This is a genomic window from Arthrobacter sp. H5, assembly GCF_000520595.1.
GTDB lineage: Bacteria > Actinomycetota > Actinomycetes > Actinomycetales > Micrococcaceae > Arthrobacter_D.
In genome coordinates, this window is the sequence record NZ_KI914990.1 from 1 (window position 1) to 19,513 (window position 19,513).

Annotated in this window: 22 protein-coding genes, 3 tRNA genes and 1 pseudogene; 16 read left to right on the forward strand and 10 right to left on the reverse strand. The window is 62.2% G+C overall.

Annotated features, from left to right (window positions below; all coding sequences use genetic code 11):
- From Y708_RS23985 to Y708_RS0109150, 3 genes and pseudogenes are all read right to left on the reverse strand, one after another.
- Positions 1-776: pseudogene (locus Y708_RS23985) on the reverse strand (glycoside hydrolase); the annotation flags it as partial.
- A gap of 140 nt (positions 777-916) precedes the next feature.
- Complete coding sequence (locus Y708_RS0109145; protein ID WP_028279699.1) at positions 917-1,849, reverse strand: cation diffusion facilitator family transporter; 933 nt, start codon at positions 1,847-1,849, stop codon at positions 917-919.
- A gap of 34 nt (positions 1,850-1,883) precedes the next feature.
- Positions 1,884-2,243: a metallopeptidase family protein gene (locus Y708_RS0109150; protein WP_028279700.1), complete on the reverse strand. Its 360-nt coding sequence runs from the start codon at positions 2,241-2,243 to the stop codon at positions 1,884-1,886.
- Positions 2,244-2,362: 119 nt separating this feature from the next.
- On the opposite strand from Y708_RS0109150, the gene Y708_RS0109155 reads away from it, so the two are divergent.
- The 9 genes from Y708_RS0109155 to Y708_RS0109195 all read left to right on the forward strand — a co-directional run bounded on the left by Y708_RS0109155 (position 2,363) and on the right by Y708_RS0109195 (position 5,751).
- Positions 2,363-2,435, forward strand: a tRNA-Glu gene (locus Y708_RS0109155).
- A gap of 77 nt (positions 2,436-2,512) precedes the next feature.
- A tRNA-Asp gene (locus Y708_RS0109160) sits at positions 2,513-2,586 on the forward strand.
- A gap of 55 nt (positions 2,587-2,641) precedes the next feature.
- A tRNA-Phe gene (locus Y708_RS0109165) sits at positions 2,642-2,717 on the forward strand.
- A 229-nt stretch (positions 2,718-2,946) separates the two neighbouring features.
- Positions 2,947-3,450, forward strand: a complete 504-nt coding sequence (locus Y708_RS0109170; RefSeq protein WP_028279701.1) for a hypothetical protein — start codon at positions 2,947-2,949, stop codon at positions 3,448-3,450.
- Between the two features lie 95 nt (positions 3,451-3,545).
- Positions 3,546-3,983, forward strand: coding sequence for an Asp23/Gls24 family envelope stress response protein (locus Y708_RS23990; RefSeq protein WP_155853795.1), 438 nt, complete (start codon positions 3,546-3,548; stop codon positions 3,981-3,983).
- Between the two features lie 16 nt (positions 3,984-3,999).
- Positions 4,000-4,191: a DUF2273 domain-containing protein gene (locus Y708_RS0109180; RefSeq protein WP_028279702.1), complete on the forward strand. Its 192-nt coding sequence runs from the start codon at positions 4,000-4,002 to the stop codon at positions 4,189-4,191.
- Entirely contained in the window at positions 4,188-4,562 is a 375-nt protein-coding gene (locus Y708_RS0109185; RefSeq protein ID WP_028279703.1) for a hypothetical protein, read from the forward strand. The genes Y708_RS0109180 and Y708_RS0109185 overlap by 4 nt, the downstream gene beginning before the upstream one ends.
- Positions 4,559-5,146: a DUF6286 domain-containing protein gene (locus Y708_RS0109190; protein ID WP_028279704.1), complete on the forward strand. Its 588-nt coding sequence runs from the start codon at positions 4,559-4,561 to the stop codon at positions 5,144-5,146. The genes Y708_RS0109185 and Y708_RS0109190 overlap by 4 nt, the downstream gene beginning before the upstream one ends.
- The gene (locus Y708_RS0109195; protein ID WP_028279705.1) at positions 5,143-5,751 is read left to right on the forward strand and encodes a hypothetical protein; all 609 of its coding nucleotides are present in this window, start codon (positions 5,143-5,145) and stop codon (positions 5,749-5,751) included. Before Y708_RS0109190 ends, Y708_RS0109195 begins: the two co-directional genes overlap by 4 nt.
- Positions 5,752-5,883: 132 nt before the next feature.
- On the opposite strand, the gene Y708_RS0109200 is transcribed toward Y708_RS0109195, so the two are convergent.
- Positions 5,884-7,593 (reverse strand): glycoside hydrolase family 13 protein, encoded by a 1,710-nt coding sequence (locus tag Y708_RS0109200; protein ID WP_028279706.1) that lies wholly within the window; start codon positions 7,591-7,593, stop codon positions 5,884-5,886.
- Between the two features lie 138 nt (positions 7,594-7,731).
- On the opposite strand from Y708_RS0109200, the gene Y708_RS0109205 reads away from it, so the two are divergent.
- The 7 genes from Y708_RS0109205 (at position 7,732) to Y708_RS0109235 (ending at position 13,744) form a co-directional block, all read left to right on the forward strand.
- Complete coding sequence (locus Y708_RS0109205) at positions 7,732-9,018, forward strand: ABC transporter substrate-binding protein (protein ID WP_028279707.1); 1,287 nt, start codon at positions 7,732-7,734, stop codon at positions 9,016-9,018.
- 96 nt (positions 9,019-9,114) lie between these two features.
- Entirely contained in the window at positions 9,115-10,140 is a 1,026-nt protein-coding gene (locus tag Y708_RS0109210; protein ID WP_081746631.1) for a carbohydrate ABC transporter permease, read from the forward strand.
- Positions 10,137-11,036 (forward strand): carbohydrate ABC transporter permease, encoded by a 900-nt coding sequence (locus Y708_RS0109215; RefSeq protein ID WP_028279709.1) that lies wholly within the window; start codon positions 10,137-10,139, stop codon positions 11,034-11,036. The genes Y708_RS0109210 and Y708_RS0109215 overlap by 4 nt, the downstream gene beginning before the upstream one ends.
- An 11-nt stretch (positions 11,037-11,047) precedes the next feature.
- Entirely contained in the window at positions 11,048-11,278 is a 231-nt protein-coding gene (locus tag Y708_RS23995; protein ID WP_051478852.1) for a hypothetical protein, read from the forward strand.
- Positions 11,279-11,323: 45 nt separating this feature from the next.
- Positions 11,324-12,334: a LacI family DNA-binding transcriptional regulator gene (locus Y708_RS0109225; RefSeq protein WP_035775827.1), complete on the forward strand. Its 1,011-nt coding sequence runs from the start codon at positions 11,324-11,326 to the stop codon at positions 12,332-12,334.
- 139 nt (positions 12,335-12,473) lie between these two features.
- A complete protein-coding gene (locus Y708_RS0109230; RefSeq protein WP_028279711.1) occupies positions 12,474-13,205 on the forward strand; it encodes an alanine--tRNA ligase-related protein in 732 nt (243 codons plus the stop codon).
- The gene (locus tag Y708_RS0109235; protein ID WP_028279712.1) at positions 13,205-13,744 is read left to right on the forward strand and encodes a GNAT family N-acetyltransferase; all 540 of its coding nucleotides are present in this window, start codon (positions 13,205-13,207) and stop codon (positions 13,742-13,744) included. Before Y708_RS0109230 ends, Y708_RS0109235 begins: the two co-directional genes overlap by 1 nt.
- 115 nt (positions 13,745-13,859) lie before the next feature.
- On the opposite strand, the gene Y708_RS0109240 is transcribed toward Y708_RS0109235, so the two are convergent.
- The 6 genes from Y708_RS0109240 to Y708_RS0109265 all read right to left on the reverse strand — a co-directional run bounded on the left by Y708_RS0109240 (position 13,860) and on the right by Y708_RS0109265 (position 19,476).
- The gene (locus Y708_RS0109240) at positions 13,860-14,708 is read right to left on the reverse strand and encodes a DUF8083 family protein (protein WP_028279713.1); all 849 of its coding nucleotides are present in this window, start codon (positions 14,706-14,708) and stop codon (positions 13,860-13,862) included.
- Positions 14,709-14,711: 3 nt separating this feature from the next.
- Positions 14,712-15,512, reverse strand: a complete 801-nt coding sequence (locus Y708_RS0109245; RefSeq protein ID WP_028279714.1) for an exodeoxyribonuclease III — start codon at positions 15,510-15,512, stop codon at positions 14,712-14,714.
- 77 nt (positions 15,513-15,589) lie between these two features.
- Positions 15,590-16,414 (reverse strand): ammonia-dependent NAD(+) synthetase, encoded by an 825-nt coding sequence (gene nadE / locus Y708_RS0109250; protein WP_028279715.1) that lies wholly within the window; start codon positions 16,412-16,414, stop codon positions 15,590-15,592.
- A 179-nt stretch (positions 16,415-16,593) separates the two neighbouring features.
- Positions 16,594-17,592, reverse strand: a complete 999-nt coding sequence (locus Y708_RS0109255; protein WP_028279716.1) for a sugar phosphate isomerase/epimerase family protein — start codon at positions 17,590-17,592, stop codon at positions 16,594-16,596.
- Between the two features lie 25 nt (positions 17,593-17,617).
- Entirely contained in the window at positions 17,618-18,733 is a 1,116-nt protein-coding gene (locus Y708_RS0109260; protein WP_028279717.1) for a Gfo/Idh/MocA family protein, read from the reverse strand.
- Positions 18,730-19,476, reverse strand: coding sequence for a sugar phosphate isomerase/epimerase family protein (locus Y708_RS0109265; protein ID WP_253905758.1), 747 nt, complete (start codon positions 19,474-19,476; stop codon positions 18,730-18,732). Before Y708_RS0109265 ends, Y708_RS0109260 begins: the two co-directional genes overlap by 4 nt.
- Positions 19,477-19,513 lie beyond the last annotated feature (37 nt).

The window sequence follows — 19,513 nt, forward strand, 5'->3', positions numbered from 1 at the left end:
TCAAGTTCAGCTTCTCGCCGGGCTTGTTCCAGCCCGGAGATCCGCTGCTCCTCGAGCGCCGCCGTGGTATCCCTGAGTGTGGCCAGCTGACCCACCAGTTCGGTTCGCTCGGTCTGCTTTTCGGCGACCAGCGCGGCGGCTGCGTCGGTGGCGGTCTGCGTGGCCTCACCCGCCTTCTTCGCTGTTTCCGCAGCTTCGATTGCCGCCTTCTCGGCATCCTGCGCGTCGGCTTGGAGCGACTCGAGGGTCTGCGCGGCAGTCTGCGCGTTTGTCAGTGTGCGCGTGCGTGTAGTGGTGAGGCCGTCCATGGCGGACGCACGGTAGAGCAATTCATCCGGACTCTCAGTAGTGAACAGCATCGCCAGATCCGGTGTGACCCCGCCGGTGCGGTAAATGTCGCCGGCCAGTTCGCCAAGCTGTGCTGCGGCAGCTGCGTGTTCCTTGGAGGCCTGCGCCGCGAGCTCCTTGGTGCGCTCGGCGGTTGACCGGCGCTCGTCCAGCACCACGAGGGCCTCATTGTAGGCACCCTGGGTTTCCATGGCATCGAGCTGCGCCACCTGAAGATCCGTGAACGCCTCCGCCAGGATGCTCTCGATGTCGGAGACCAGCGCCGTCGTCGTCGCTGTGTCATCCTTCGCCTCGGACACCTCTGCCGCCGACGGAATGGCGGGGGCCGCTGATGAAGGCGCAAGGCCCAGGCCGCTGAAAAGAACCGCAGCCGCGAGGCAGGTGGCAGACGCCGAACGCGCGCGCCGCTTGGGGGGTGACTGCACCATGACTCGAATCGTCGACGTTTGATTACACAACAGTCACGAGAATAGGTGCACGGATGTCACTTTGGCAACATTCGTCACACGAGTACCATAAACAACAGCAGTGTCATTTAGTTGCATTGTGCGCGGCGTGTCGCAAAATGTCAGGCGTGCTGGCGACTTTCGTGGACCGCGTGCTCCTGCGGCTCCAACTGGAAAGTGCAGTGCTCGGTATCAAAATGGTTACTCAGGCAGTGGGTGAGCCGGTCCAGGATCTGATCTACCCCTTCAGCGTTCAGCGTGGCATTCTCCACCACCACGTGTGCGGAAAACACCGGCACTCCCGAGGTGATGGTCCACGCATGAATGTCGTGGGCATCGACAACGCCCCGCACCCCAAGGATGTGCTCCCGGATCATCTCGGGATCAACCCCCTTCGGCGCCGATTCCAGCAGCACATTGATGACGTCCCGCAGTAGGCTCCAGGCCCGGGGCACGATCATGAGGGCGATCAGCATTGATGCGATGGTGTCGGCCTGCTGGTAGCCGGTCAGGGCTATAACGACGGCGGCAACAATCACTGCGGCGGATCCCAGCAGGTCTCCCAGCACTTCGAGATACGCGCCACGGAGATTGAGGCTTTCCTTCTGTCCGCCGCGCAGGATCAGCAGGCAGGCGAGGTTGGCGGCAGCGCCAACGACGGCGGCAATCAGCATGATATCCGTGCGCACTTCCGGAGTTGTTCCAAAGCGGCGGATGGCTTCGATGAAGATCACCACGGCGATCACCATGAGGATCATGGCGTTGGCCAAAGCGGCGAGGACCTCGGCCCGCTGGTAGCCGTAGGTGCTCCTGGCCGTCGCCGGGCGGGTTGCGATCCACGCCGCAAGCAGTGCAATGGATACACCCGCGGCGTCGGAAAGCATGTGCCCTGCATCGGCGAGGAGGGAAAGTGATCCCGAGAGTGCTGCCCCGATCACTTGAACAACCACGACGCCCAGCGTGATCGCGACCACCAGGATCAGTTTCTTCCGGTGTTTACCTGTTGCGGTGACGTGTGGTGGCCCGTGGAGCTGCCCGTGTGAGTGTGCGCTCATGTATTCAGTATCCTTCGGATTTTCCGCCGATGCGCTATCCCCAGCCGAGCTCGTGGAGGCGTTCATCGTCGATACCGAAGTGGTGGGCGACTTCGTGGATGACGGTGACGAGGATCTCGTCGACCAGCTCCTCACGCGTTTCGCAGAGGCGCATCAGCGGCTGGCGGAAAATGCTGATGCTGTCCGGGAGCGACCCGGCCTCCCACCAGGAATCCCGCTCCGTGAGGGGAGTGCCCTCATAGAGGCCAAGGAGTTCGGTCTCCGGGTCTTCCCCGGGGCCGGGCTCATACTCCTCCTTGACGAAGATTGCTACGTTGTTCATGGCGCGGGCAAGGCTGTCAGGAATCTGGTCAATGGCATCATCGACGGCGGACTCGAAATCGGTCAGACTCATCTCAATAGGCACCTGTTGAACTCTACCGGCAGGGGTATTGCTGGTTTGGTGAATTCCTGTAGGAGGCCCTATAGTTTTAGAGGTCCACAGCAGGGAGTAGTAAGCTTGTGTGGTTCTACGCCCCCATCGTCTAGCGGCCTAGGACACCGCCCTTTCACGGCGGCGGCACGGGTTCGAATCCCGTTGGGGGTACGCAGGAGCGAGGCCGTCCATGACGGTCGGGCGGCGGCAGAGATGCTGGTAGTCTAAAGCTCTTGTAAAAAATGCAAGGCCCTGTAGCGCAGTTGGTTAGCGCGCCGCCCTGTCACGGCGGAGGTCGCGGGTTCAAGTCCCGTCAGGGTCGCTCAGGCAAATCAGTTCGCTGGGTTGTCGAAGTGGCTATCATAAGATGGTTGCAAGGCTCTGTAGCTCAGTTGGTAGAGCGTTCGACTGAAAATCGAAAGGTCACCGGATCGACGCCGGTCGGAGCCACCACTGAAGGCCCTCGGGAAACCGGGGGCTTTTTTCTTGCCCGGAGTTGTCTGTGCGCGCAACCCGCAGATTCGTTGCCTCCGCGCAGCCTCGCGGGTTTGTTGCAGCGCGCCCTGCAACAAGGCCACGAATGTGCGGGTTGCCGGCACGGGGCCACCCGGGAGAAGACCGGGCCACCCGCGCGTTAAGCATCTGGAACCGGGAGTCGAGACCAGGAAAGGGCCCCAACGTATTGAAGCCGTATCTTTCAGTTGCAGTGTTCTGCGCTGCCGCCTTCACGCTGTCAGCATGTGCCGCCGCGGAGCCGGAGGAAGCCCTCAGCACCATCAGCCTTCCCAGCGAGATGCCGCTGGCTGAACCCAGCCCCACAGCTCCCGCCGAGCAGGCACCCGGGGCTGATCTCAAGGCAGGGGGCTCCGTCACTAACACCGGGATAGCCACAACGGCCGGGATTAAGGAGTGTGTTGTCGTGGCCGCGGGGGTGTCCTCAATTGTGCTGGCACCGCTGAGCTTCATGAGCGGTGAGGACGGGGACACCATGAACAAACTTGAGGAACAAATCGAGCGGCTTGAGGGCAAAGCCCCTCCAGAGCTCGAGGAACACTTCAAAGATTTGGAAGAGGCTGCGGAATCCGGCCCAGACGGGTCGGGAGAGTTTGATGAAGTCGCATTCCGGGCGGCGCTGGAACCGATTGAGCAGTGGCTCCGAGCCCATTGCACGCAGCCGTCCCGCTAACGGACAACCTTGAATCAAAGGGTTAGGCTGGGGCACAAGAGAAAGGGGCACCGCCGATGGAACACGACCAGCAGACCCAACCACTGAACCCGCCGATGAAGCAGCCTGACCGGCCCGTCACTGCTGCCGTCGTCGAGCACGGCTCCGCCCAAAAATCCACCGGGAAAACAACCATCGGTGACCCTGCCGTCGCGAAAGTGGCGGCGATCGCCGCCCGCAGCGTACCCGGTGTTTACTCGCTGGGAACAGGCACGGGACGCGCGCTGGGCGCTCTCCGCGACGTCGTGGGCGCCAACGACCTCAGCCAGGGTATTCACGTAGAGGTGGGAGAAACCCAGGTTGCCGTGGATATCAATCTGGTCGCGGAGTACGGGCATCCGCTGACCGGCATCGCCGATCAGGTCCGCGCGGCGGTGTACGCCGCGGTGGGGGAACTGGTGGGACTGCAGGTCATTGAGGTCAACGTTGAAATCAACGATGTCCATGTGCCGGGCCTGAATGATCCCAAGAGCACCGACAAACCGCGTGCCTGAGCAAAGGAAACCGAATATGAATCTCACCGTGGTGGGCATAGCCGTTGGCACTGTTCTTGCCTTCGCCGCCCTGATTTTCAACTTTTGGGGCTTCCTCCTTGTGTCCCTGTTCATGGTCATCGGCGCTTTCCTCGGGCGGGTTGCCGAAGGCAAGCTGGATCTTCGCAGCGTCCGCGACGCGTTGACCGGACGCCGTTCGTCCTCGTGACCAGCGCCGTCCCTACCGACACCCGGCTCGCTGGCCACAACCGGATCAGCACCCAGGCGCTGACCAGCACTGCGCGCGCCGTAGCGTCCGAAGTGTTTGGGATACCCGCCCGGGAAATCCGGGCAAGCTGGTCCGACGACGACGGCCTCCTTGCGTTGCGCCTTGCCCTTCCGATCGGCATTCCGTCTCTCGACCGCACCGTACGGGACGGTTCACTGGTAGCGGGTTTTGGCGGATCGATCTGGGACAGGGCGCACGCCGCGAAAGCAATGGTGCTCGAACAGGTCAGCCGGCTCAGCGGTTCACAACTGAGCCGCGTGGATATCCGCATCATCGGCATCAAGCTCATCGACGGGGGACGCACGCGGTGAATGACGAGACAACTCAACTGACCGCCCGGGTGGTGCGACGCGAGATGCATTCGTCGCGGGCGGTTCCCTCCGCCGTCGCCGCCCTGCTGATCACGCTCATCTGCCTGTACGTCATGCTTGAGGCGGCGCTGAAGGCACTCGGACAGGATCCCTGGCTGCTCAGTCCCGAAGGCGCGGGGGAGTGGATCGGCGGCGTCCCGGGCAGCACGGAGCCCACTCTGCTCGCTGCAGCGGGTGCCCTCGTGTTCCTGATCGGACTCATCTTTTTCCTGAACGCCGTGCTTCCCGGCCGCCTGGCGAGGTTGTCCATTCCCAACCCACGGGCGGCCGTCGTGGTTGATGCAGAGGTTCTGGCCTCCTCACTTGCCCGCCGCGCCCGGGTTGCCGCCGGGGTGGCCCCAGAGCAAGTGATTGTCACGGTTGGCCGACGGATAGTCGACGTACAGGTGCGGCCAACGTCAGGCATTCCGGTTGACCGCGACGCCGTGCTGGCCGCCGTCGAAGATGACCTCAGGCGCACCTCTATCGATTCGATGCCCGAGGTTCGGGTTGCCATTGCACCGTCAGGGGTGATTGGCCAGTGAACCAGACACCGCGATCTCTGAACCGGGTACTGCTTGGCCTTTTCGGCGCTTTGCTGATGGCTGTCGGCGCTTTGGCACTCCTGGTGGGCCTCCCCGCCGTCGCGCGCTGGTGGCACAACACGGCCGCCGCAGCTGGTGAGTGGATTGCGGGCGTGCTGGACGCCACCACCATCGAGGGGCAGCGGGACAGTTGGTTGTGGATTTTGCTGGCGCTCCTGATGGTGCTGGTGGTGATCCTGATGATCGCGTGGGTTTCCGGCCAGGGCCGCGGGCGGTCCGGCACCCTGGTCCATGACGACGACGCCGCTCCTGTGCCCGGCCGCGTGACCATCAACGGCGCGGTAGCGGAGCAGGCGTTGAAGGCGGCACTGAACGGGCGGGTTGACTTGGTGAATTCCTCCGTCACCACCTACGAGTTCAACGGCCAGCCTGCACTCAGGATCAGGGTCTCACCGCGCCAAGGCGTGGCCCCATATGTTGTAGCGGAAGAAGTCACCGCACTGGTGGATGCACTTGACGCGGTGGTTGGTAGACAGACACCGGTGCTGATAACCCTCAGCTCCGGCGCCCGGGCGAGGTTCACGAGAGCGGAGCGCGTCCGCTAACAACGTTTCGCGACACGTTTCCGGGCTCACGCGCCCACTGCAGATCGAGGACCCCTTCTTTACTGGGTCCCCGATCTGTACTTGGCACGCATGACCGCAGATGGCGCCCAAGCGGTAGGCGATGGCGGGGCCCTAGAGTGTCAGCCAGACGGTATTGTTCGGCTTCAGCGCGCCATTCCCGACGGCGTCCGAACTGCTGGCGACCTCGACCTTCAGCGCGGCTGGAAGCTTAACGGGCTCTATCCCCATATTGGCGACAACCAGCACCGGACCGTTCTGGAAGGCCACCACCCCCGATTCGGGGTTGTGCTGCCGCTCCCAGGTGAGCGATCCCTGACCGAGGGAATTGCGGCGCCGGTAATCGAGTGCACGTCGACACAGTTCGTAGGTTGAGCCGCTCATTCCCACCTGGCGGTCGGCGGCATAATCCCCGAAAGTGTCGGGCTGTGGAAGCCAGGGGGTGGCACCCGGGGTGCTGCCGGCGTCGTCGTAATCGCCGAAGCCAAACCCCGGTGCATCCGCCTCCCATGGCAGCGGAACACGGCTCCCGTCGCGGCCGCGCTCAACTCCGTTGGTGCGGAAGAATGCAGGGTCCTGACGCAGGTGATCGGGCAGGGTGGTGTGTTCGGGGAGACCAAGCTCGTCACCCTGATACAAGTAAGCGGAGCCCGGAAGCGCAAGCATCAGTAGGGTTGCGGCGCGGCCCCGGGTCCGTCCGAGCTCCTCATTGGGCTGCTCGTCGGTGGCGTTGATTCCCTTGGGGAACCGGGTTGGATCCTGCAACCCAAACCGGGTGGAGTGCCGGACTGTGTCGTGGTTGGACAGCACCCACGTGCTCGGAGCGCCCACGCGTCCGGCCTGTTCCAGCGACTCCTCAATGCTCTCTGCGATCTGGCGGGCATCCCAGCCGGCCAGCAGAAAATCGAAGTTGAACGCCTGCTGCATCTCGTCGGGGCGCACGTACTGGAACAGCTGCTCCATGGGCTCCACCCATGCTTCGGCTACCAGCATGCGGTCGCCATCGTACTCCGACAGAACCTTATTCCACTCGCGGTAGATATCGTGCACGCCGGGCTGGTCAAAGTACGGGGGAGTGAGGATGGTGTCCTCAGGGTTGGGGCGCCGACGTTCCGACCCCTCAACCATCTTGGTCTGGGCCGCCCAGTCCGGGAGCCCGTCGGCCTTCACCAGTCCGTGCGCCACGTCTATGCGGAAGCCGTGTACGCCACGGTCCAGCCAGAAACGCAGGATGGAAACCATCTCCGCGCGGACTTCGGCGTTGTTCCAGTTAAGGTCCGGCTGTTTGGTGTCAAAAAGATGCAGGTACCACTGGCCGTCCGGCAGCCGCGTCCAGGCATTGCCGCCAAAAATCGACTGCCAGTTGTTGGGTGGCACGTCGCCGTTGTCTCCGCTGCCGTCCCGGAAGATGTAACGGTCGCGTTCGGGCGAGCCAACCGGGGCGGCGACGGCATCCTGAAACCACGTGTGCTCATCCGATGTGTGGTTGGGAACGAGGTCCACGATGATCTTCAGATTGTGGGCCCGAGCCTCGGCGAGCATCGTGTCGAAATCCTGAAGCGTGCCGAATCGGGGATCGACCTGGCGGTAGTCCGCCACGTCATAGCCCGCGTCTGCCTGGGGCGAGACATAAAAAGGGGAGAGCCAGACGGCGTCCACTCCGAGGTTGTGCAGGTACGGGAGGCGGGCCGTGACTCCCGGCAGGTCCCCCATGCCGTCTGCGTTGCCGTCCGCAAAGGACCGCGGATAGATCTGGTAGATCACGGCATCTGCCCACCAGGGTGCCGGGCTTGTCTGCGAAATGGGTGCTGCTTGCAGGGACACGTATAACCTTTCGATAACACTCGGAATCTACCAATGTAAGCGCTTGCGTTGCATCCCACAGCTTACTAGAGTGATCGACATCACTCAACGGGGCGGTCTGTTTTGTCCGCCTCTCTTTCTCATCGGAGAGAAGGCACAATGAAAAACAAGAGAACTCTGGGCGCAGTTGCCTCCGCAGCTACCCTCGCACTACTACTCACCGCATGCGGCGGCAGCGGTGGCGGCGAAGGCGGTGGCGGCGGCGGCGCCGCCGAAGAAGGACTCGAAGGCCGCGGTCCCATCACCTACGTGCAGGGCAAGGACAACAGCGGCGTAGTCGGCCCAACCATCGAGAAATGGAACGCCGAGCACCCTGACGAGCAGGTCACTTTCAAGGAACAGACCGACGAAGCAGATCAGCAGCACGATGATCTGGTACAGAACTTCCAGGCGGAGAACGCGGACTACGATGTCGTGTCTGTGGACGTCGTCTGGACCGCTGAGTTCGCAGCTCAAGGCTGGATTCAGCCGCTGGAAGGCGAGTTGGAGCTTGACACCGCAGCGATGATCCCCGCAACGGTGGACGCAGCCACATATAACGACACCCTGTATGCTGCGCCCCAGCACTCAGATGGCGGGATGCTCTACTACCGAACCGACCTGGTCGATGAACCTCCTACGACGTGGGACGAGATGATGGAGATGTGCTCCATTGCGGAAGAGAACGACATCGCGTGCTATGCCGGCCAGCACGCGCAGTATGAGGGTCTGACGGTAAACGCCTCCGAGGCGATCAATTCCGCAGGCGGCACTGTGATCGACGAGGAGGGAAATCCCACACTCGACACCCCTGAGGCAATGCAGGGCCTGACCAATCTGGTGGAGGCTTTCGAATCGGGCAACATTCCGGAAGAAGCAATCACCTATACAGAAGAGGAAGGGCGCATCGCCTTCCAGGAAGGCAATCTCCTGTTCCTGCGCAACTGGCCGTACGTCTACAACCTTGCGACAACGGAGGAGTCCTCCACAGTCGCGGACACTCTAGGCATGGCGCCGCTGCCCGGTGCTGACGGATCCGGAGCATCATCGCTCGGTGGACACAGCTTGGCCATTAGCGTGTACTCGGAGAACAAACTCACCGCCCGCGATTTCCTTGAGTTTGTGACCCAGGAAGAGCAGCAGCGTTTCTATGCGCAGCAGGGATCGCTCGCTCCTGTGCTGGCTGATCTTTACGACGACGAAGAACTGGTGGCGGAGCTTCCGTATCTTCCTGTCCTGAAGGCATCCATCGAGACCGCCGTTCCACGTCCGGTCACGCCTTTCTACCCGGCAGTGTCTACGGCAATCCAGGACAATGCCTACGCCGCACAGCAGGGGCAGAAGTCTGTTGAACAAGCGTTGACCGACATGGCCGCCGCAATCGAGGCAGCTGGCGCTGGTTCCTAGCTGACTGCCAGAGGGCGGGGGCGCTGCCGCGCTCCCACCCTCTGGCAACCGCTTATTCGCAAACCGGCCGGAATGCCGGGTCTGAAAGGACGGGTCATGGCCACACGCCTGGCGGTGCCATCAAGAAAAGGTAAAAAATCTGGTCAGAAGCCGCCGCTGGAGAGCGCCGACCGCAAGGCCGCCACCCAGAACAAATGGGCTTCAATACTTATTGCGCCAACACTAATCCTGCTTGGCGTTGTCATCGTCTATCCGATCATCAGCGGCATTTTCATGTCGTTCCAAAGCGACGCCGGCCTGGATCCCGAGACGGGGCTTTTCGCGGACGGCGGGTTTGCGGGTATCAGCAACTACACCGGCTGGATCATGCAGCAGTGCCCTGCCGTTGGCGGGGGGACAGTGGATTGTCCCCCAGGAACGCTGGGCTCTCAGTTCTGGTCTGCGACCAGCAACACATTCTTTTTCGCTGCTGTAACTGTCGTGCTTGAGACGATCATTGGCTTCTGGATGGCGCTCATCATGGCTCGGTCCTTCCGCGGCCGCGGTTTGGTCCGCGCCGCCGTCCTTGTGCCCTGGGCCATTCCCACAGCGGTTACCGCTAAACTTTGGTTCTTCATCTTCGCGTTCCAAGGAATTGCCAACGAGCTCTTCAATACCACCATTCTCTGGACCGGCAGCGAATGGCCCGCGAAATGGGCGATCATCATTGCCGACGTTTGGAAGACCACGCCGTTCATGGCCCTGCTGATTCTGGCCGGCTTGCAGATGATACCCGGCGACGTTTACGAAGCAGCCAAGGTGGACGGCGCTTCGACCTGGCAGAGATTTCGACACATCACACTCCCGCTAGTCAAACCGGCACTGATGGTGGCGATCCTTTTTCGGGTACTGGATGCACTGCGCATGTACGACCTTCCCGCAATTCTCACGGGGGGTGCCAACAACACCTCAACACTGTCGATTCTGGTTGTTGACCAGATCCGCCAGGGCTTCAACAGTGCGGCTGCTCTCTCGACCATTACATTCCTCATTATTTTCCTGGTGGCCTTTATCTTCGTACGGTTCCTCGGAGCCAACGTCTCGGAAGGCTCCGGCGTGATTAAGAAGGCGAAGACAAAATGACGCAGGCTGCCGCTCCTACCGCAACCCGACCCGCTTCCACCAGTCCCCACCGGCGCAACGTCAGTTCCAGGGAACGCTGGGCCTCCGTGCGGACGTATGTCAGCGCGGCGGTCATCGTAATCTGGTGCCTGCTTCCCGCCTATTGGATGGTTCTCACCGCTTTCCGTGAGGTGGCCTTCACCTACGACACCGCGTTCTGGCCCACCCACGTCACGCTGGACAATTTCCGGACGGCATTCGCCACTGATACCGGAAACAACCTTTCCCTGGCTTTGTTCAACAGCTTGATCATCGGCGCATCGGTAACACTGATAGCGCTCGTGGTTGGCGTTTTCGCCGCGTATGCGCTTTCACGAATCGACTTTCCATTCAAGTTCATCATTCTGGGATTCATCCTTGGAGCCTCGATGTTCCCTGGGGTTGCACTGATTACGCCCTTGTTCCAGCTCTTTACGGACATCGGATGGATTGGCACCTACCAGGCACTGATCATCCCCAACATCTCCTTTGTGCTGCCGTTGACGGTGTACACGCTCACGGCCTTCTTCAGGGAGATGCCCTGGGAGCTTGAGGAAGCCGCACGGATTGACGGCTGCACGCAGGGCCAGGCGTTCCGCAAGGTCATCATGCCTCTTGCGGCACCAGCAGTCTTCACCACTGCGATTCTGGCGTTCATCTCGTCGTGGAATGAATTCCTGATTGCCAGCCAGCTCTCCAATGACTCAACCCAGCCTGTCACGGTGGCCATAGCGTCGTTCACCGGAAGCCAACCGCAACAGGAGCCGTACACGGCGGTCATGGCTGCCGGCACCATTGTCACCATTCCCCTGGTGATCCTGGTTCTGATACTGCAAAAGCGTATTGTCGAGGGTCTGACCGCCGGCGCCGTGAAGTGAGAACTAGATCAATGGCAGCCGACCGAAGGCAACAGCGCAAGGCAGAGAATCTTGACATCCTGATCGGATTCCTGGGCTTCTTTGCGATCGCACTGGTTGTTGTCATCATTGCGATGGAGGTCAGCGGACAGAATGCAGCGCTCTGGTCCATCATTCTTCTTGGGGTAGTGCTGGCTATTTGGCGGCTGTTCCGTGCAAGGCAGAAGAACAATACGAAAGAGGCCCGCGGGCCGCGGCGCTAACCCGGAACCGCCCTTGGTTCCGATGGGGAAGGGGGTCTGGTCTCGATGGTCATCATTGAGGACGTTGCTGCTGCGACACGCGTGTCCACCGCAACTGTTTCACGCGCGCTGCGCGGTCTGCCGGGAGTGTCCGACGGCACCCGCGCGCGCGTGCTCCTGGCGGCGCAGCAGCTGGGCTACGTGCCGTCGTCAGCCGCGTCCGGACTGGCATCCGGACGCACAATGGCGATGGGCGTACTGCTCCCGCTGATTGAGCGCTGGTACTTCTCCGCTGTGCTGGAGGGCGTGGACCGGCAGCTTCGGTCCGCTGGCTACGACCTGATCGTCTTCAGCCTCGGCGGAACCGGCATCAACCGCGAGCGGGTGTTCCACCGGTCCATTCTTCGCAAGCGCATCGATGCCCTTCTGGTGATGTGCATGGAGATAACCACTGAGGAACACTTGTCATTGAGGGAGTTGGAATCGCCCACCATTGTGGTGGGCGGCTCAGTTCAGGGGGTTCGTCACGTCAGTATTGACGACGACGCGGCGGTATGCGAAGCCGTTGAGTACCTGATTTCCCTGGGGCACACGAAGATTGCTCATCTTCGCGGCGGCGGTTCCTATGGCCTGTATTTCGAGGTGCCCCGCATCAGGGAGGAGGCGTTCCTTAAGACGATGGCCAAGCATGGGCTTCCGGTCCGGGAGGAATGGTCCGTATTTGGTGACTTCCGGTTCAAGGAGGCGAAGACCGCCGTCATTGAGATGCTCTCGCAGGTGACGGAACGTCCGACGGCGATCTTCTGTTCGTCGGACGAAATGGCATTCGGTGCACTCATGGCCGCGGCGTCACTGGGTGTCACAGTGCCGGGGGAGCTGTCCATCATCGGCATTGACGACCACGAATTTGCTGACCCCATGGGCCTGACCACCATTCGGCAGGATCCCGGGGAGCAAGGCGCTTACGCTGCGGGGCTGCTTCTCGCAGAACTCGAGGGGATGCAGCCGGTGGTGTGCCCGCCGCCGCAGCCGCACACGCTGATACGGCGTGGCTCTACGGCGCCGCCTCCGCGCTAGGTTCGTCCTGGCTTCCATCAACCTACCCGTCAACCTGCCCGTCGAGTAGCGCAACCCCGTGGGCAGAACCGGTTATGCCCACTGAGCCGCCCGACTCGGTGGGCTCATTGGTTGCCGTCGACGTGACTAGACTCGGCCTATGGCTACGGAACTCCTCTATCTCAATGACTTCGACGTGCTCACCGCCTCCGCCTGTGTGCTCGTCGCCGACCCAGTTGATGACGGCCGCGTCTCAGTTGTCCTAGACCGGACCTGCTTCTATCCCCGCGGTGGCGGGCAGGACTGGGACGAAGGGACCATCCGCGCTACCGCCGGCGAATTTGCGGTGACCGAGGTGAGACTCGACGAGAACGGGGTGGTTCATCACATCGGCACCGGAACTTTGAACGCCGGGGATGAGGTCGCGCTGCACGTCGATGGTACCCGCCGCTCGCTGAACACCCGGCTCCACTCCGCCGGACACATGGTGGACCTCGCCGTCGAGCGGTTGGGCCTTGGCTGGGTTCCGGGTAAGGGTGCCCATTACCCGCACATGTCCTTTGTTGAGTACGCGGCAACCGTGGTGCCGGAGTCCGTTGAGGGCATCAGTGCCGGGATTCAGCAAACCGCCAACGAGGTGATCGCAGCGGGAAGCCACAATGAGATCCGCTTCATGCCGGTCTCCGAGATGGGCGCCTACTGCCGGAACGTCCCGGACAACATTCCCACCAACAAACCTGCCCGGATAGTGCTCTACGGTCCGGATTTCGGTGTGCCCTGCGGCGGAACACACGTTGCCGACGTCCAGGAGATCGGCACTGTTTCAATCACCAGGATCAAGTCGAAGAAAGGCATCACCAAGGTGTCCTACGCGGTCGACGGGATCAACTGATGGCCGTTTCCTTCACTCGGGTCACGCCCGCCGACGCTGAGGGAATCATCGATTTCCTCAGCTCCAACGCGTTCCCCTTTCATGTAAAGGCCACTCAGACCGCTGAGGAGGCTGCTTCCTCGGTTAGGGCTGGGCGGTTCTGGAACCCTGAGTCCCAGGGATACTGGATTGACGACGACGGCGCCCGGCTTGGGATGGTGGTCCTGGAGGACCTCGAAGACCCCACCCCCATGTTCGACCTCCGCCTTGCGGAGGCTTGCCGCGGGCAGGGGAAGGGTGCTGATGTGCTTCGCGCGCTGTGCGGTCTAGTGTTCACCTCCTTGCCTGAGGCTTTGCGGTTCGAGGGTCAGACGCGGGAGGACAACATCGCGATGCGGAAGACCTTTATCCGCTGCGGCTTCCTGAAGGAGGCGCATTACCGGTTGGGGTGGCCCACGGCCGACGGCGGCCACGTCGCTTCCGTGGCATACGCGATGCTTCGGCAGGACTGGTCGAGCGGAACTGTGACCGGCTTCGAGTGGGAGGACCTCCGAGCTTAGGGATTCGAGACTTCCAGTGCGGAAGTTTCATGCATCTATGGCGATTGTGGAGCCTCTTAACTCGCGTGACCTACACGAAAGTTCGAGGATGCCCGCGCGAGATGCACAAAAGTTCCTAGGACGCGCGGGCAAGCTGACGGATGGGAATCCAGCGGGACGCAAGACGGCGGTATGAGGCCGCGGCGCCCGTCATGTCGGCCTCCGCCAAGCATTCAATACCCAGCCGCACGTCCATTGGGGACTCGTCCGGGAACACCAGATCAGCGACGGGCCCATAGTCGAGCTCCACAATGGCGTCCCGCCGGAACTGCTCCAGCCACTCGGTGATCTCGGTCAGATCCTCCAGCAGGTCCAGTTCGGGGGCAGCGATCGCAAGGTTCGCCACTGCCTTGCGCGCACGGTCGATGCACTCATGAATGGTGACGGAGACGCGGACGGTGCGCACTTCGCCGTCGTCGTCAATCACTTCCGTGAGGTCGTCCTCATGAATCAGGACGAACCACGAAAACGGGACCCCCCAGGTAGCGGACCGGGTGTGGAGTTTGGCCACGGAGGCGGCGAACGTCTCCGGGTCCAGCCGTGCCTGCTGGGCTTCCTTGGCTGCCTCCGGAAGCAGGATGTCGATCAGTGGGCCACGGATGGTCTGGCCCAGCGATTCGGCAGCGAGCGAGGTCCTCACCGCCAACTGGTTGGGACAGTAGAACGGAGCCGTTGTCCCGTTGGAGCGCGGGAAATGCAGGACCCGCACCAGGTCGGATGAATGGTGCGGAAACGGATCAGCCACCGGGCGCATGATGCGCTTCAGCGACTCGGACCGTTCGATGCTCTCCGTGACGCGTCGCCCGCGGGTCCGCTGCTCCAGGATTGCCAGTTGCTGGGCGTCGCTGAAGGCGTCAAGGGGCTCATAGACGCGAAGGAAGGAAACATAGGGAAACATGCGGCCCGTGCCCGGCGCGCCGGTCATGGACTAGGCCAGCTCCACGATCACTGGAGCGTGGTCGGAGGCGCCCTTGCCCTTGCGCTCCTCACGGTCGATGGACGCACCGGTGACGCGGGCCGCCAGCGCGGGGGAGGCCAGCGCAAAGTCGATCCGCATGCCCATCTTTTTGGGGAAGCTTAGCTGCTTGTAATCCCAGTAGGTGTAGACGCCGGGCCCGGGAGTGTGGGGGCGCACGACGTCGGTGAATCCTGAGTTCTCGAAGGCATGAAACGCGGCACGTTCCGGTGGGCTGACGTGAGTGTAGCCTTCGCGCTGGAAGAGGTCGATGTCCCACACATCCTCATCCTGCGGTGCGATGTTCCAGTCGCCGGTCAGCGCAATCTGGGCGTGTGGGTCCGCTTGCAGCCATTCCACTGCATGTTCCTTCAGGACGTCCAACCAGTGCAGTTTGTAGGGCATGTGTGGGTCGCCCAGGGCACGGCCGTTCGGCACATACAGGCTCCAGATCCGCACACCGCCACAGGTTGCGCCGATTGCCCGGGCTTCCTGCACGGGATCCGTGTCCTTGCCGAAGGTGGGCTGGCCGGGGAAGGTGCGCTCAACGTCGTCGAGCCCTACCCGGGAAGCGATGGCGACACCGTTCCACTGGCTCAGGCCGAAGTGCGCTACCTCGTACCCGCTGTTCTCAAAGAGATCCCACGGGAAATTATTGTCCTTGCACTTGGTCTCCTGAATGGCGAGCACATCGACGTCGGAGCGGTCCAGCCACGCTTCAACGCGGTCGGCTCGGGCACGGAGGGAATTTACGTTCCAGGTGGCAATCTTCACAGTTGCTACGTTACCTAACTTGGCTGCCGGTCTGGACGCTTACGACGACGGCGCCTGGTTGCGGTGCGGGCGCCGGCTCAGCGTCGCCACCAGTTATCAAGCATGGTGACCGGCACCGTGCGTTTGTGCCGGGTCATGAGGAAACGGCGTTCAATGGCGTGGACAGCTTCTTCGGTGACTTCGCGGCCCTCAAGATAGTCGTCAATCTGCTCGTAGGTGAGGCCAAGCTCATGCTCATCGGCTTGACCGGGCTTGTTGTCGAGCAGGTCAGCGGTCGGGATCTTGTTGTACAGGCGCTCCTTCGCACCGAGTTCCTTAAGGATTGCCCGGTTCTGCCGCTTGTTCAGGCCGAAGAGCGGCAGGATGTCAGCGCCGCCGTCACCAAATTTGGTGAAGAACCCGGTGACCGATTCCGCGCCGTGATCGGTGCCGATGACCAGGAGATTGTGTTCGCCGGCGAGGGCGTACTGGGCAACCATACGGGTCCGAGCCTTAACGTTGCCCTTGTTGTAGTCGCTCATCCCGGTGCCTGCAGCGTCGGCAAATTCGCGTTCAATGCCGTCCACCGCAGCTGCCACGTTGAAGATCACTGACTTGCCGGGGCGGATGAAGTCGAGGGACGCTTGCGCATCGTCCTCATCTTTTTGCACGTTATAGGGCAGTCGGACAGCGATGAAGGTGACGTCCGTTCCCTCCCCCTCGAGTTCATCGACGGCCAACTGGGCCAGCTTGCCGGCCAACGTTGAGTCCAGTCCACCGCTGATGCCCAGGACAAACCCGTTGGCACCGGTCGCTGTGAGGTAGTCCTTCAGGAAGGCGACGCGCTTGCGTGCTTCCTCAGCCGGGTCGATTGTAGGGCGCACGCCCATTTCCTCGATGATTTTCGCTTGGAGTTCGCGCATGTGGTCAGGTTACTACGGGTGCGTTTCGTGCCGGTTACGCGGTCTCCACCCCGCCGCAATGCCGCAGGTTTGTTGCCTTGGTGTAGGTTACGTCGGCTCGAAACCGCGCGTTCTGCAACAAGGCAACGAATCCGGTGGTCGACCAAGCGACGAAGGAGCGCGTGGAGACCGAGAGGCCGCTATTGCTTGAAGGCCGCGTCGAAGGATGCGCCGGACGGCCCGAAATTGAATCCCTTCAGGAACGCCAGTGCCTCGGGGGCACCCTGCAGCCGGTCCATCCCGGCGTCTTCCCACTCCACGGAAATGGGCCCGTCGTAGCCGATGGCGGTGAGCGCCCGGAAGCTTTCCTCCCACGGGACATCCCCGCGGCCGGTCGAGACAAAGTCCCAGCCCCGCCGTGCATCACCCCACGGCAGATGCGAGGACAGGATGCCGTTCCGCCCGCCACCCATCCGCATCTTGGTGTCCTTGCAATCCACGTGGTAAATCCGGTCGGCGAAGTCGGAAATAAAGGCCACTGGGTCGATCTGCTGCCACATGAAATGGCTCGGGTCCCAGTTCAGCCCAAACGCCGGGCGGTTCCCGATGGCGTCCAAAGCCCGCTTGGTTGACCAGTAGTCGTAGGCAATCTCGGACGGGTGCACCTCGTGCGCAAACCGGACACCGCACTCGTCAAATACATCGAGGATAGGATTCCACCGGTCGGCGAAGTCCTGGTAACCGGCGTCGACCACGTGCTGACCAACCGGAGGAAACATCGCCACATACTGCCAGATGGACGATCCTGTGAACCCGACAACTGTTTTCACGCCGAGCTTCTTCGCAAGCCGGGCGGTCAGCTTCATTTCCTCCGCAGCACGGGAGCGTACGCCCTCCGCGTCGCCGTCGCCCCACACCTTCGGCCCAACAATGGCCTTGTGCCGGAAATCGATCGGATCGTCACAGACGGCCTGACCCTTGAGATGGTTGGAAATTGCCCAGACCTTCAGCCCGTTGCGTTCGAGGATGTCCAGCCTGTTCTGGATGTAGGCATCATCATCCCAGCGCCAGGCGTCCAGATGGTCGCCGGAGACGGCGATCTCCAGCCCGTCGTAGCCCCACTGGCCGGCAAGCTTCGCCACTTCTTCGAAGGGCAGGTCAGCCCACTGGCCGGTGAACAAGGTGTAGTTGCGTCCCATAAGTACTCCTACGGTTGTGGCGGATTCAGGATAGTGTGCGTGCGGTTGGATCCCAGTCTTCGGGCAGCGGCTCAGCGGCCACAGTAGTGCTGGCTACCGGCACAAATGCGCCGGATGAGGCGGACTCGGCGATGGAGGCCATGACGTCCAGCACGTGGAAGGCCATGTCCCCCTGCGCGCGGTGGGAAACTCCTGCACGGATGGCCCGCGCCATTTCGAGCACCCCGGAGCCACGGCTGGCAGTGGAACCCACCGCGGGGAAAGTCTCCCAATCGTCGGCGCCGTGGCGGTGTAGCCGGATGTCGCCGTCGAAGTTGTTGGGGTCCGGGAAGGCGATCGTGGCCTCGGACCCGGTGATTTCCACGAAGCCGTGCCGGGGCAGCGGCGAATCGAAGCTGAAGTTGCTGGTTGACGACGTTCCGGCTTCGAACTGTGCCAGCGCACTGACGTGCGTGGGTACCGTGACCGCGAACTCCTCACCAGCGCGGGGACCTGAGCCGATCACCCGGGTCTCCCGCGAACGGGAGCCGACGGCGGCAACGGTGCGTACCGCTCCAAATGCCTGGACTAGCGTGGTCAGGTAGTACGGACCGAGGTCGAACAGCGGGCCGGCACCCTCCTGGAAGAGAAACGCGGGGTTGGGATGCCAGGATTCCGGGCCGGGAGACTGCACCAACGTCAGGGCCGTGAGAGGCGTGCCAATGTCGCCGCGCTGGATCATGCGCAGGCCTGTCTGCAGACCGGCTCCAAGGAACGTGTCCGGTGCGCACCCGAGCCGCACGCCGGCGTCGTCCGCTGCCTTCAACAGCGTCCGGCCGGATTCGCGGTCCAGCGAAAACGGCTTCTCGGACCAGACGTGCTTTCCTGCAGCAACTGCCTGCAGCGCAACCGGCACGTGGGCGGCCGGGGTGGTGAGGTTGACGACGATCTCCACGTCCGGGTGGTTCAGCGCGTCCTCAACACCGCCGAAGGAAGGAATTCCGAACTCGGCCGCCCGCGCCTCTGCAGCCTCCGGAAAGAGATCGGCAACGATGTGCACCTGGACGTCTGGAAAGGAGGTGAGGTTGGTGAGGTATTCCTTGCTGATGACTCCGGCGCCGATAACGCCAATGCCTACGGGGCCGCTTCCAACGCCGCTCATGCGGTGGCCTTCAGGAAGCGCAGGCTTTCCTGCACCGCGTCGAAGAGGTCTCCGGAGCTGTCATCCAGTTCGACGACGCCCACCTCGACGTTCACCGCATCGGCGGCGGCCAGCACGGCCTCGATGTCCATCTTGCCGGTGCCAACTGCCACCTGGGACTTGTTGTCACGGTCCACAGCGCCGTCCTTGATGTGGATGAACATCACGCGGTTGCCAAGCCTTCGCAACAACCCGGAGGGATCCTGGCCGCCCACGGCAACCCAGTAGGTATCCACTTCCAGGACCACTGCGGAGTCAAGATGCTCGGCCAGCACGTCCAGGCCGGTGCGTCCGTTGAAGTCCGTCTCCACCTCGAACCAGTGGTTGTGGTAACCAACCCGGACACCGTATTTTTCGCCAACAACTGCAGCGGCGTTCAAGGCCTGCGCGGTTGCGGCGATGTCCTCCTCGGTGGTCCACTGCGCCGGATCAACGTACGGATCGATTACGGTGTCGATTCCCAGCTTTCGCGCTGCCTCGAAAATTTTGTCCTGATCTGCCGACAGGAGGGGCGCATGGCCGGATGGAGCGGTCATGCCGTTCCGGGCCAATGCAGCGGCCAACGCGTCGGCAGTCGCGACGAAGTTGTAAGGCTCCACCCGGGTGAACCCGATGGCCGCCAGCCGGTCAATGGTCGCATCCAGGTCAGCTTCGAGGGCTTCACGGACAGTGTACAACTGTACTGATAAGGCTGGGATGGGCACTTTTGATCCTCTCAATTACGCAGGCACAAAAAACGGT